This is a genomic window from Butyricicoccus sp. AM05-1, from assembly GCF_003474415.1.
GTDB classification, from domain to species: domain Bacteria; phylum Bacillota; class Clostridia; order Oscillospirales; family Butyricicoccaceae; genus Agathobaculum; species Agathobaculum butyriciproducens.
The window spans coordinates 1-12,689 of record NZ_QUDG01000005.1; the positions used below are offsets into that span (position 1 = coordinate 1).

Sequence of the window (12,689 nt, forward strand, 5' to 3'; positions counted from 1 at the left end):
GGAGATGCGGGAGGTTTGACGGTTACGTTATAATTTGAAAAATACGATTGACATACGAGATAAACAGGGCTATGCTTGTATTGCAAAAAAGCAAGCTCTTGACAGTGCATGAGGAGGAATTATCATGGCATCACTTTTTCCAAGAGAGGAACACGCCGAAGCACTGTTCCACAGAATTCTGAGCAATCCGGGTGCAGAGCAGCAGTTGTACGAAACCTTCTGCATGGAGCAGGAGAATGCATCGTTTGAGGATGGCGGCGGTGCAGAGTGCAGCTTTGCGAAAGCGCTTTTGCAGGCTTACGAGAACCGCGATATTTCCGCGCTGACGATTGCGCTATGCAATAACACGATGTTCGATCTGCTGCGTACAGCTTATCTTATTCCGTATCGCTTTCATGGCAAAAACGGCGGGAATCCCAGACTGCTGACCGATGCGAACGGTGAGGTGCGCGAGGAATACCGCAATGCCGTCTCGGCACGAGAGCTGCGCAAGTTCCACGATATTTACCGTCAGCACCTGTCTGTACCGCGTGCGGCGCTCTACCTGGCCGATGGCAGTCATCTGCGCCACAAGTACACCAAGGACATGCAGGTGCGGGAGATGTATTCGCCGTCCCGCCGCGGCGTGCTGACGCTGTACGCGCTGCCGGATACGGTCGAGCAGGGTCTGACCGAAGCACAGGCGTACAACATCGTCTGGGACGCATTCAATGAAATCCAGCAGAGGTGTCCGACCGCGATGGTATTCTACGGTCAGGACACCGGCTACAAGTTGCAGAAAAGCCACGATGAACTGGGCGTTCTGCTGCCGCTTAAGGAGTTTGAACATAACATCCTGCACCATCTCGAGCAGGTGGACGGCATTGTGCTGCGCTGTCGTGAGGAGATGATCCATCAGGCTGGCAAGGACTCGCTGCCGCTGTAAAAAGCATAACAAAACCGCTGCTATGAGAAAAACTCACAGCAGCGGTTTTGGCTTGTCTGCAGAAAATCAGGTGCAGTAACGGAACATCTTATCCGTCATAATGCGGGCGAAGATCAGTCCGAGCGGAAGCGCGAGAATGATCAATGTGGCAGACGCGAACCACGAAGCGGAAATGCTCAGGTTCATCATACCGAGATTGTAAATTGCGCGGTAGAGATACAGGCCGGGCACCATAATCACAATAGATGGCACTGTAATCGCGATGCGCGGAAAACCGGAGTGCTTTTTGTACGCAGAAGCCAGCAGTCCGGCGATCATGGCCGCGAAAAATGCGGCAGCCGCAGGCGGCAAAGATGCAAGGTCAACCAGCTCCAGACGCAGCGTGTTGGATATTGCGCCGATAACCGCGGCGGACATCGCCAGTGGTACCGGGCTGTTGAACATGATCGAAAAGCCGAACACACCGCAGAAGCTGGTGAGCAGGCGGAATACGATATACTGCAGCATGCTGAGGTTCAGCGGCAGAAAATCTACCGGTTTGAGGTGCAGCGCGAGCGCCATCAGCCATGCGGCCATCGTGGCAATCAATACGATCATTACCGCGTAGCTGAGCCGTTCGAGACCTGACCGCATATCCAGCTTGGCCATGTCGATGCCGCTGGTGATGAACGGAAATCCGGGAATGATGAATAGCATGGAGCAGATGTAGCCGGCTTCGTGCTGGACATTGATGCCGCAGGTCATCTCGGCAATCTTGAGACAGCCCGCGTACACCAGACAGGCTGCTGCGACCGAAACAGTCGTGCAGAGCACAAGCGTCAGATGGTGCTTGGACAGCTTGCAGCGCACGGCGTTGCCGATACCCGCGCCAAAGAATGCGAGTATCATCTCGACCCAGCCGCCGCCGAGCAGAAACGTAAATGCACCGCAGGCGAGGGCAGCCGCCAGACCGAGCATCAGTGGCGAATACAGTCCGTGCACCTGCTCGATTTCGTCAAGGTGGGTGTGCAGCTGCTCGCCGCTCATACGGGAGCAGATGTCGGCAAACTCAGCGACGAACTGCTCGAGTCGGTTGAGCTTTGAGGTGTTGACGCCTGTGCTGGTCAGCGTGAGCGTTTGCGAAAAGGCCTGTTCACCGTCAAAGCAGGTGTATTCGATCGAGGTCAGACCAATGTCGGCTGCACAGACCAGCCCCAGCTCCTCCGCGAGCGTGTTCATCGAACTGCGGACACGCCATGCACCGGTGCCGCATGAGAGCAGCATCAAGCCGGTGCGGCCGATGACGGAGGCCTTCTCGCGCAAGGGCGCGGCAGAGATCGGTAGAGTAGCATCATGTGATGTGTAATCGTGCCACGCAATGTGCATGTGGTTGGGGCGAAAAGCAGTTTGCGGCATAGTAATGCACTTCCTTATATGGCTGTATTGTAGTCGTTCTGTGCAGTAAAGTCAATAGATGAATGTAGAAAACGTCTGTTCAATTATTTGTAAAAGAAATTCCTGTTGGGTGTGGAATTTAGCCTTACAAACTTATTCGCTGTTCACCTGTAGTGGTAAAAATCACATATTTTGCAGAGTCGCCGTATTCTGAGCACTTTGCCTGTGAAGCTTTCAGTAGTTTTGCTTTTTCAACTTCTTTATTAATCTCATATATCTGCTTCTTGGCCAGTTTGGGATTAAAAGTAACAATCCTTTTTTCTGTTATCTTGAACTTTTTAATTTTTCCTGTTTCGGAGTCCTTGAATTTATATTCAAACTCATCTACACATTCTTTGATGCGGTATAAAAGTATTAAGCAGTTAAAAACAAAAATCCAAGAAGATATTTACTAATCTTATTGACATAGAAAAATAAATGAATATAATCATAGTTGAACAACTATTCAACTAAAATTATACGAGGTAAGTGTATGCCTAAACCGTCTTATATTTGTAATTGCGATGTAATTCATGAGGATATTGTGAATGATGTGAAATCCAAGATGCAACCCAAAGATGATTATATCCAGTTAGCATCTTTATTTAAGCTATTTGGAGATGGTACCAGAGTACAAATCTTACACGCTCTGGAACAGAGTGAGATGTGTGTATGTGATCTTGCTGTGCTACTGGGGGTAACGAAATCCGCAATCTCACACCAGTTAAAGGCATTGCGTCTTGCGAATCTGGTAAAATTCCGTAAAGAAGCACAGATAGTTTACTACTCGTTGGCAGATGATCATGTGAAAGAGATTATTGACAAGGGATTTGAGCATCTTTGGCAGAAATAATATTTTTTAATATTATAGTTGAGTAATTGAACAATTAAACAAATTATAGAGTAGGGATGCGCTGATTGCTGCAGGTTATGATCCGTGTAAAAAATGCAATCCATAAAAATGTGTCAGATATTTAAAAAATATGGAAGAGGAAGGCTGTAGTTCTATATTGCAATACTTCTTCTTTGCGCATATTGGATATGTTGTTGAGGGCGACTGTTGCACGCAGAAGATAAGTTGCGCCGGTCTGCGATAATGTGCTGTTTGTATAAGGAAAAGGACAAGGAGTTATGATGAATTTTAGTGGTATATTGATTGGTGTGCTTACCTTTTTTCTGATTGGATTGTTCCATCCTATTGTTATATATGCGGAGTATTACTTTGGAAGCCGCTGTTGGCCGGTATTTTTGCTGGTGGGCATTTTGTGTATGATTCTATCCGTAAGAATGCAGGAAATACTTTGGTCGGTTTCCCTGGGTGTTTTGGGCGTCAGTTGCTTTTGGAGCATTAAGGAACTGAAAGAACAGGAAAAAAGAGTGGCAAAAGGATGGTTCCCGAAGCGGAAGGTGGATAAGCACTAAAGAAGAAAGCGGGGAGATGAGAAGATGGCGGTATGGAGATTACAGGTGAATACTGGAGGAGCGAACGTTGCGGATTATTGCTTGCAAAACCATGTTGCAGCACTTGGGGGCTGGCAAGGTACTTGCTATGGAGCGTTTATCAAGGCAATCTTACACGTTTCTGACGAGCTGATTGAAAAAATCTATATCGACTTCTTCAACAGACTGCCAGAATTCATGCAGAACGCCCTAAGTGAAGACTTCCGGGTGGCGTAAGTGGTATTTTTAGGATCTGATTATAAGGATATTATCATGAAACGCATATTTCTATTAAAAGGGTTGGACTGTCCAAATTGTTCTGCAAAAATTGAAAAAGAAGTCGGAGAATTGGATGGAGTACAATCCTCAGTGGTAAATCTGATGAAGCAGACGCTTACAATCAATGTTACTCAGACAGCCGCAGATACGATAGCCAGTCAGGTTGAAACGATTGTCCACAGCCATGAGCCGGGTGTGGAGGTTCAGGAAGAAACAATTATCCCCGTTACAAAGAGTTATTTGTTAAAGGGCTTGGACTGTCCGAACTGCTCCGCAAAAATTGAAAAAGAAGTCGGAGAATTGGATGGAGTACAATCCTCACTTGTAAATTTGATGAAGCAGACGCTTACAATCAATGTTGCTCAGACAGCCGCAGATACGATAGCCAGTCAGATTGAAATGATTGTTCATAGCCATGAGCCAGATGTGGAAGTTTCTGAAATTGTACAGGAATCTTATATACCGGAAAAAAAGCAGGAGGCCAATGAATCCTATAACAATGAGGATAAGAAGTTGACAGTTCGTTTAGCGACTGGTGCAGCAATCTATGCCATTGGTATGGCATTGACTGTTTTTGCGAAAGTGCCACTGCCTATCGAGTTAGCTTTTCTCATTGTTTCTTATGTTATTCTTGGTGGAGATGTTGTATGGCAGGCTGTGAGGAACATTTCAAAGGGGCGTGTATTTGATGAACATTTTTTGATGAGTGTTTCTACGATTGGGGCTTTTGTCATTGGTGAATATCCGGAAGCAGTTGCTGTTATGCTATTCTATCAGGTAGGTGAATTTTTTCAGTCATTGGCTGTTAAGCGTTCCAGAAAATCTATATCAGACTTAATGGATATACGTCCGGATTGTGCTACAGTCAGAAGGAACGGAGAATTGATTACCATATCTCCTGAAAGTGTTGCCATTGGTGAGATTATTATTGTAAAGCCTGGTGAAAAAATCCCATTAGACGGTGTGGTATTGGATGGAGATTCTATGCTGGATACGAGGGCTTTAACTGGAGAATCGGTTCCGAGAAGCGTTCATAAAGGAGACGAAGCACTTTCCGGTTGTATGAATCAGACGGGTGTTTTAACGATTAAGACAACGAAAGCATTTGGTGAATCTACTGCTTCAAAGATTATTGATCTTGTGGAGAATGCGTCCAGTAGAAAAGCACCAACAGAAAATTTCATTACTACATTTGCACGTTATTACACTCCTGTTGTTGTAATCTTAGCAGCTATTCTGGCAATTCTGCCACCGATCCTTCTTGGTGGATGTTGGACAGAGTGGATTCGCAGAGGATTTGTTTTCCTTGTGGTATCTTGCCCATGTGCATTGGTCATTTCAATCCCGCTGACTTTCTTCGGAGGTATTGGTGCGGCATCTAAACGAGGTGTTCTTGTAAAAGGAAGTAATTATTTAGAGGCGCTTAATCATGTCAGCATTATTGTGTTCGATAAAACCGGAACACTTACAAAGGGTGTTTTCAATGTGACTGATATTCTGCCTGAAAATGGATTTTCAAAAGAACAGGTTCTGGAGTATGCGACCCAGGCAGAGAGCTTTTCTAACCATCCTATTGCAAAATCCATTCTCTCTGCTTATGGAAAAGAAATTGACCAATCAGTTATCTCTGATTACAAGGAAATTTCCGGATATGGAATCAGTGCCATGGCAGGAAAGAAGAAAGTTTATGCTGGCAATACGAAACTTATGGATTCAGAGCATGTGGAGTACACAGTCTGTGAAAAAGTTGGTACAAAGGTATATATAGCAGTAGATGGTCAATACGCCGGATGCATTTTGATAACAGATGAAGTAAAGCCGGACAGCAAAAAAGCAATTTCTGATTTGAAACATATCGGTGTGGAAAAAACAGTCATGCTTACCGGTGATGATGAAAAAATTGGGAAGTCTGTTGCAGAAGAATTGCAGTTGGATGAATATTATGCACAGCTGCTTCCTGACCAAAAAGTGGAAAAGGTTGAGCTTTTAGACAGTAAAAAGAGACCGGGAAGCAAATTGGCTTTTGTTGGTGATGGTATCAATGACGCTCCTGTCCTTGCCCGTGCAGATGTTGGTATTGCAATGGGTGGGCTTGGTTCGGATGCGGCCATTGAAGCAGCAGATGTAGTTCTGATGACAGATGAACCGTCTAAGCTGGTGGACGCGATTGAAGTAGCAAAAGCGACAAAACAGATTGTCATGCAGAATATAGTGATTGCTCTTGGGATTAAGAGTGTGTTCCTGATTCTTGGCGCTCTTGGTATTGCGGGAATGTGGGAAGCTGTATTTGGTGATGTAGGCGTTACCATAATTGCTGTTTTGAACGCAATGAGAATTTTGAAAAAATAGGAAATGAGGTGGGAATGTGAAACGAAAACTGATTCTGTTAGCAGTTACAATTGTTTTTCTTGCAGGTTTCGGTGCACTTTTGCACTCACCGCTCTCTATGATTGATGCAATCACAGGAGCAACACCGAAAGCAAAAAAAGCTGCCCAAGCCGCCGCACAGTTGGAAGGCTCTTATGTTCTCGGTATTAATATGATGTCAGATGGTCTCGACAACGAGAACACCCGGAATAAATTAAAAGAATTGGCACTGGACGATTCGGAAACAAATGAAACAGATCTCATGAAAACGGACATTAGTTTTCGGTTATATGTATCTGAGACGGATTATCCGCTTGTCAGTTATGCTAAGAAACTCTGTGACAGGTTGAAACAGGCCGGTTTCTCCGTAGATCTGAAAGAGTACAGTAACACAATGATGCTATCAAGAGTGGTAAGTGGAAAGTATGATGTATTCCTGGCATCGGATGATTTTATTGACGTTACAACGCTAACACAGATGGACTATATGATCATGGACAGCGAAGAAATGAGGTGAGCGGGAATTTATGAGAAAATGGAATACGATTTTGTCTGTTTTAATGCTTCTCATTTTTATGATTCATGGAATCATGGGCAGCTTTATGCTGAACGGAGTTGGAAGTAGCGCAGGGAAACTTCTTGCATGGATTGGTGTTGGTATTCTTGTTGTGCATACGGTGATTGGTGTCATCCTGACAGTTCAGAGTTTACAGACAGCGAAGCAATCCGGAAAAATGTATCTGAAACAGAACGCCATATTCTGGGCGAGACGAGCCAGTGGGCTGGCAATACTGATCCTGCTGTTCTTCCATATTGGCTTGTTTGGAAAGGTGCAGAATGGGACATATATTTTGTTCCCTTTTACAACGGTAAAGATGGTAACTCAGCTTTTGTTCGTGGCGGCAATCTTTGTTCATATTTTTATCAATATCCGCCCATTGCTCGTATCGCTGGGAATCATCAGTTATAAAGAACGAAGGGGGGATATTTATTTGATTCTTTCGGTGCTCCTTCTGTTTATAGCGGGCGCAGTTATTTTCTATTATATTGGGTGGCAATATCTATGAGTAAGACAATTATTATTATAGGTGCTGGACTGGCAGGACTTTCAGCGGCTTTGCAGGCAGCGGAAAATGGATGCAATGTAAAACTGGTTTCCTCCTTTCCATCAGAGCGGGCACAGTCTGTTATGGCGGAGGGCGGTATCAACGCAGCTTTGAATACAAAAGATGAAAACGACAGTCCCGAAGAACATTTCACAGATACAATAAAGGCGGCTTGCGGTCTGGCAGACCCAAATGCAGTTTGGGGAATGACACAGGCAGCACCGGAGCTGGTGCACTGGCTGTTAAAACTTGGAGTTCAATTTAACATGAGCGGCTATGATGATGTGGATCTGCGGAATTTTGGCGGGCAGAAAAAGAAAAGGACTGCTTTTGCACAGAGTGACACCGGGAAGCAGATTATGACCGCTATGATTGACGCTGTTCGTCAAAAAGAAGGGGCTGGTATGGTAGAACGGTTTAGCCACCATTCTTTCCTGACGCTTCGACTGTGCGGCAGTGTTTGCTGTGGTTGCGTAATTAGGGATGAATACAGTCAGGAAATTATGGAATTACCGGGGAATGCGGTCATTGTTGCCTCCGGTGGTATGCACGGATTGTTTGGGAATACAACAGGTTCGCTGTCCAATACGGGAGAAGTAACCGCAGAATTGTTCCGGCTTGGTGTTCCTCTGGCAAATGGTGAAATGATCCAGTATCATCCGACTACTGTGGAATGCGGCGGGAAACGTATGCTTATCAGCGAGGCAGCCAGAGGGGAAGGCGGCAGGCTGTTTGCTCTCAGAAACAATCAGCCGTGGTATTTCATGGAGGAAAAATACCCGGAGCTTGGAAATCTGATGCCCCGTGATATTACCGCCAGAGAAATATGGAAGGTCAGCCATGAATCCGAGGTATTTCTTGATATGACGGAAATATCGAAGGAGGTCATTTCAAATAAGCTGTCTGGCTTAGCAGATGACTGCATGACATATCTGCATAAGGATATTCGGAAGGAACCTGTGCCTGTTTTGCCAGGAATCCACTACTTCATGGGTGGTATTCTTGTGGATGAGCAGCACAGAACGTCGATTCAGAATCTTTATGCTGCCGGGGAATGCTGTGCCCAATATCATGGTGCAAACCGTCTGGGTGGTAATTCCCTGTTGGGCGCATTGTACGGAGGACGTGTTGCGGCAAAGTCAGCCTGCGAACAAGCTGACGGCGTAGTTTTATCTTGTGCGGCGCAGATAGATATTCCACCAGTACAGGAAATTGTGGGAACAAAACAATTAAATCAGGCTATGCAGGATTCTCTTGGGGTTGTTAGAAATGGAAGTTCCCTGTTAAAAGGGATTCGGAAAGTGCAGGAACTAAAAGGAACTCTGCCGTTGCTTGGTCTTGCAGTTCTCCAAAGCGCCTTTGCCCGAAAAGAAAGCCGGGGAGCGCACTGGCGGGAGGATTATCCTGAATGCAACAACAGGGATTTTCTCAAAACGACGGTGGCACGATTTGACGGAAAGCAGATACAAATTTCCTTTATGTCTGTTCCAGAGAGGCGGTGATTAACTTGGTATATAAAGTACGGATTCGGCGACAAGAGAATCAGAAATCAGACAGCTATTGGCAGGAATTTGAGTTTGGCGGAAGTGAAAATAGTTCTATTGCCGCTGTCTTAAACGAATTGAATAGTCGTAGCCCACTGACAGATGCATGTGGGAATACGGCTGCTCCTATTGGATGGGAATGCAGTTGTATGGTACGTAAATGCGGAGCGTGTGCCATGCTGATCAACGGACTTCCCCGGCTGGCCTGCTCTACATTTCTGAATATGCTAAAGAGCAGTACCGTTACGCTGGAACCACTCAGTAAGTTTCCTCTTGTCAGGGATCTGATTGTTGACCGGTCATTCCTGTTTGAGAACTTGAAGAAACTAAACCTTTGGTTGGAAAGCGAAGCCTATATGATTGAATTTACACACGAACCGAGGTATCAGTCGGCTCGCTGCCTGATGTGCGGGTGCTGCCTTGAGGTTTGTCCAAACTTTTCTTCAAAGGGTACTTTTGCTGGAGCGGTTGCAGCGGTCAACGCTTTTCGGATTCTGAATGAAGAACAGGAAATAAGCCATCGAAACGATGTTTCAACTCAATATAAGGAAAATTATTTTGAGGGATGCGGGAAATCATTAGCTTGCCATAACATTTGCCCGATTGGTCTACCTGTCGAAGAATTGATCGTGAGGTCAAATTCGGTAGCTATTTGGGGAAGACAGTGAGTATCAAAATGCTGATTAAAAAAACATGATTAACCTACATCTATGGTTTTACCAAAAATAGAGACATATCCTTTGTTTCGGTGTGTTAGCGGTTTTATTATGGACTGGATTCCGTATATGTATACTGTGGCAAAGATACCAAAAACAGGAGTAGTTCTTGTAATGAACCTGTTTGTTGCAGTCGCTTTTCTGGCTTTTGGGGAACTTGCAAATCTGCTGCTTGTCAGTTTGAGTGTTTGCTCTATTTTAGGGGGAATTGTTCGGAAATGGGTCGAATATAAGAATTATAAGTAATCAGCGATTTTGGGAAAAGCAGGCTGAGGCGTTCGGGAAGCGGTTTTTGAATTTTGAGCGAATGGGTACAGTTGAAATTTCAAGTAGCAGAGTGCCGAAAAAGTGGTATAATGAACGAGTAAAAGGAAGACAGATGCGAACAAAGCGTGAGTGCAGGCGGTACTGCGCTGTGTATGCCGCGTATGCCAAAGCGTGTGCCAGCAAGTGGATTGTAAACAACAAGGAATCGCAGACTTTTAATCGGGGTCGATTTAACCGCTGTTGAGCGACCGCAGAGGGTCAACAGGGGCTTGCAGACCTTTGTCCGTTCAGGTCATAATTTCCCGACAATGAAGCCGCTGGACTGATTGCGGGTGCACAAGGCAGAATAACCGTGTATACGCGAGATTCTGCAGATAGCTTACACCAAATTACCACAGGCTTGCAGCAAAGGAAGCCTTGGAAATGTACAGATTGAATTTGGGCAATCGACCCGTCGAGAAATCGGCGGGTCTTTTTTTGCCCATCGGAGGCGCGGCGGTGTGTTCTTTTCGCAGCCTTGCAGCCACACAGCGTTTCACGCCGGTATCCCATTTCAACTTGTTTTACAGGAATATTCGCCGCAAAAGCGCTCCGAATACGGCGTATAGTCTGTGTTTTCGCCTGTTTTGGCAGAAAAAAGGCGAAATTCCTTGAAATACCGTCCGCGAAGTGCTATGCTATTCTTATATAATGCCGTTTTGCGGCGAGAAATGAGGAAAAAGAAGGGCAGTCTGTCGGGGAGAGGCGGCTGTCACGGGTAAGGAGAATTGGTTGATGAAAACAAAAAAGAGGAAGCGGGGTCTGTCCTTCCTGCTCGCGGTACTGGTAACAGCGGCATGTCTGCTGACCGGCTGCGGCACACAAAAGAGCGAAGCACAGGAGGACGCGGAAACCATTCAGGTCTATCTATGGAACACCACGCTGTACGAAAAATATGCCCCCTATATCCAGTCGCAGCTGCCGGATGTGAATATTGAGTTCATTGTCGGCAATAACGATCTGGATTTTTACAAATTTCTGAACGAGAACGGCGGCCTGCCGGACATCATTACCTGCTGCCGCTTCTCGCTGCATGACGCTGCGCCGCTCAAGGGCAGTCTGATGAACCTCGCCACGACCAACGAGGCGGGCGCGGTCTACAACACCTACCTCAACAGCTTCAAAAACGAGGACGGCAGCGTAAACTGGCTGCCGGTCTGCGCGGACGCGCACGGCTTTGTGGTCAACCGCAGTCTGTTCGAGAAATACGGCATTCCGCTGCCCACCGATTACGACAGCTTTGTTTCCGCTTGTCAAGCGTTTGAAAAGCACGGCATCCGCGGCTTTGATGCGGACTATTTCTACGATTACACCTGCATGGAAACGCTTCAGGGACTTTCTGTCTCCGAGCTTTCCTCGGCGGAAGGCCGCAAATGGCGCACCGCGTACAGCGACCCGGCCAGCACCGAGAAAGTCGGTCTGGATGACACCGTTTGGCCGACCGCTTTCAAGAACCTCGAGCAGTTCATCCGCGACACCGGCCTGAACGCCGCTGACCTGACACTGATCTACGATGACATCATGGACCGGATGCGCAGCGGCGAGCTTGCCATGTTCTTAGGCAGCTCTGCTAACGTTAAAATCCTGCAGGATGAGGGCATTGATACGACCTTCCTGCCGTTCTTTGGTCAGGACGGGCAGCAGTGGCTGATGACCACCCCGTATTTTCAGGTTGCGCTGAGCCGCAATCTCGAGCAGGACAGCAACCGCCGCGACAAGGCGATGCAGGTGCTCCGTGTCATGCTCTCCGAGGAAGCACAGAACCGCATCGTCTATGACGGACAGGACATTCTGAGCTACAGCCAGAACGTCAGTCTTCGCCTGACCGATTATCTGGAGGACGTGCGCCCGGTGGTCGAGCAGAACCATATGTACATCCGCATCGCCTCCAACGATTTCTTCTCGGTCTCCAAGGATGTGGTCTCGCGCATGATTGCAGGAGAATATACGGCAGAGCAGGCGTATCAGGCGTTCAACGCGCAGTTGCTTGCGGATGAGCCTGCCGCGGATACGGCTGTGCTGACCTTGGACAAGGGCTATTCAAACGTTTTCCATGCGGACAGCGGCAATACCTCCTTCTCCGTGATGGCGAACACGCTGCGCGGCGTGTATGACACCGATGTGCTCATTGCTGCGGCGAACAGCTTTACCGGCAGCGTGCTGGCGGCAGACTACACCGAGAATATGGCTGCCTCTATGATCATGCCGAACGATCTGCGCGCGTATCGGCGCACGATGACCGGCGCGGAGCTGACCGAGACCGTCCGCGCCTTTGTCGAGGGCTGCGAGGGCGGCTTTACGCCGTTCAACCGCGGCTCTCTGCCGGTGGTCAGCGGCATTGCCATCGAGGTCAAGGAGGAAAACGGCGGCTTTACGCTGACCGGGATCACGCGGGACGGCAAACCGCTCCGCGAGGACGAGACCGTAACCGTAACCTGTCTGGCGACGGCGGGCAGCATGGCGCCGCTGTTTGCGGACGAGAGCCGTGCCTTCGAGGGCGGCGACACGAGAGTTCGGGACACCTGGAGCGCGTATGTCTCCGAGGGGAATGCCGTACTGGCGGAGCCGGAAAACTATATTACATTGAGGTAAA

13 protein-coding genes are annotated in these 12,689 nt (G+C 47.4%); 12 read left to right on the plus strand and 1 reads right to left on the minus strand.

From position 1 onward, the window contains the following. Window positions 1-124 precede the first annotated feature (124 nt). A complete protein-coding gene (locus DW088_RS08355; protein ID WP_118285405.1) occupies window positions 125-925 on the plus strand; it encodes a DUF4866 family protein in 801 nt (266 codons plus the stop codon). A 66-nt stretch (window positions 926-991) separates the two neighbouring features. On the opposite strand, the gene DW088_RS08360 is transcribed toward DW088_RS08355, so the two are convergent. Next, window positions 992-2,320 (minus strand): threonine/serine ThrE exporter family protein, encoded by a 1,329-nt coding sequence (locus DW088_RS08360; RefSeq protein WP_118360371.1) that lies wholly within the window; start codon window positions 2,318-2,320, stop codon window positions 992-994. Window positions 2,321-2,831: 511 nt separating this feature from the next. On the opposite strand from DW088_RS08360, the gene DW088_RS08370 reads away from it, so the two are divergent. The 11 genes from DW088_RS08370 (at window position 2,832) to DW088_RS08420 (ending at window position 12,688) form a co-directional block, all read left to right on the plus strand. Then, window positions 2,832-3,191, plus strand: coding sequence for an ArsR/SmtB family transcription factor (locus DW088_RS08370; protein ID WP_118360372.1), 360 nt, complete (start codon window positions 2,832-2,834; stop codon window positions 3,189-3,191). A gap of 278 nt (window positions 3,192-3,469) precedes the next feature. Beyond that, window positions 3,470-3,760, plus strand: coding sequence for a DUF4491 family protein (locus DW088_RS08375; RefSeq protein ID WP_015552777.1), 291 nt, complete (start codon window positions 3,470-3,472; stop codon window positions 3,758-3,760). Window positions 3,761-3,784: 24 nt separating this feature from the next. Next, entirely contained in the window at window positions 3,785-4,015 is a 231-nt protein-coding gene (locus DW088_RS08380; RefSeq protein ID WP_118360373.1) for a hypothetical protein, read from the plus strand. Between the two features lie 36 nt (window positions 4,016-4,051). After that, entirely contained in the window at window positions 4,052-6,406 is a 2,355-nt protein-coding gene (locus DW088_RS08385; protein WP_118360374.1) for a heavy metal translocating P-type ATPase, read from the plus strand. 16 nt (window positions 6,407-6,422) lie between these two features. After that, window positions 6,423-6,941: a DUF6921 family protein gene (locus DW088_RS08390; RefSeq protein WP_118360375.1), complete on the plus strand. Its 519-nt coding sequence runs from the start codon at window positions 6,423-6,425 to the stop codon at window positions 6,939-6,941. 10 nt (window positions 6,942-6,951) lie between these two features. After that, the gene (locus DW088_RS08395) at window positions 6,952-7,491 is read left to right on the plus strand and encodes a hypothetical protein (RefSeq protein WP_008703787.1); all 540 of its coding nucleotides are present in this window, start codon (window positions 6,952-6,954) and stop codon (window positions 7,489-7,491) included. Continuing rightward, window positions 7,488-9,032 carry an FAD-dependent oxidoreductase gene (locus tag DW088_RS08400; RefSeq protein WP_118360376.1) on the plus strand — a complete coding sequence of 515 codons (1,545 nt, stop codon included), beginning with the start codon at window positions 7,488-7,490 and terminating at the stop codon, window positions 9,030-9,032. The genes DW088_RS08395 and DW088_RS08400 overlap by 4 nt, the downstream gene beginning before the upstream one ends. After that, window positions 9,029-9,742, plus strand: coding sequence for a 2Fe-2S iron-sulfur cluster-binding protein (locus DW088_RS08405; RefSeq protein WP_442861181.1), 714 nt, complete (start codon window positions 9,029-9,031; stop codon window positions 9,740-9,742). Before DW088_RS08400 ends, DW088_RS08405 begins: the two co-directional genes overlap by 4 nt. Window positions 9,743-9,784: 42 nt before the next feature. Continuing rightward, the gene (locus DW088_RS08410; RefSeq protein WP_118360377.1) at window positions 9,785-10,036 is read left to right on the plus strand and encodes an MptD family putative ECF transporter S component; all 252 of its coding nucleotides are present in this window, start codon (window positions 9,785-9,787) and stop codon (window positions 10,034-10,036) included. A gap of 444 nt (window positions 10,037-10,480) precedes the next feature. Continuing rightward, entirely contained in the window at window positions 10,481-10,711 is a 231-nt protein-coding gene (locus tag DW088_RS08415) for a hypothetical protein (protein WP_118360378.1), read from the plus strand. Window positions 10,712-10,831: 120 nt separating this feature from the next. Continuing rightward, complete coding sequence (locus DW088_RS08420) at window positions 10,832-12,688, plus strand: ABC transporter substrate-binding protein (protein ID WP_118360379.1); 1,857 nt, start codon at window positions 10,832-10,834, stop codon at window positions 12,686-12,688. The last annotated feature ends 1 nt before the right edge of the window (window position 12,689 follow it).

Coding starts and splice junctions, on each gene's coding strand:
- DW088_RS08355 (WP_118285405.1), top strand. CDS start 125: ATGGCATCACTTTTTCCAAGAGAGGAACACGCCGAAGCACTGTTCCAC.
- DW088_RS08360 (WP_118360371.1), bottom strand. CDS start 2,320: ATGCCGCAAACTGCTTTTCGCCCCAACCACATGCACATTGCGTGGCAC.
- DW088_RS08370 (WP_118360372.1), top strand. CDS start 2,832: ATGCCTAAACCGTCTTATATTTGTAATTGCGATGTAATTCATGAGGAT.
- DW088_RS08375 (WP_015552777.1), top strand. CDS start 3,470: ATGATGAATTTTAGTGGTATATTGATTGGTGTGCTTACCTTTTTTCTG.
- DW088_RS08380 (WP_118360373.1), top strand. CDS start 3,785: ATGGCGGTATGGAGATTACAGGTGAATACTGGAGGAGCGAACGTTGCG.
- DW088_RS08385 (WP_118360374.1), top strand. CDS start 4,052: ATGAAACGCATATTTCTATTAAAAGGGTTGGACTGTCCAAATTGTTCT.
- DW088_RS08395 (WP_008703787.1), top strand. CDS start 6,952: ATGAGAAAATGGAATACGATTTTGTCTGTTTTAATGCTTCTCATTTTT.
- DW088_RS08400 (WP_118360376.1), top strand. CDS start 7,488: ATGAGTAAGACAATTATTATTATAGGTGCTGGACTGGCAGGACTTTCA.
- DW088_RS08410 (WP_118360377.1), top strand. CDS start 9,785: ATGGTTTTACCAAAAATAGAGACATATCCTTTGTTTCGGTGTGTTAGC.
- DW088_RS08415 (WP_118360378.1), top strand. CDS start 10,481: ATGTACAGATTGAATTTGGGCAATCGACCCGTCGAGAAATCGGCGGGT.
- DW088_RS08420 (WP_118360379.1), top strand. CDS start 10,832: ATGAAAACAAAAAAGAGGAAGCGGGGTCTGTCCTTCCTGCTCGCGGTA.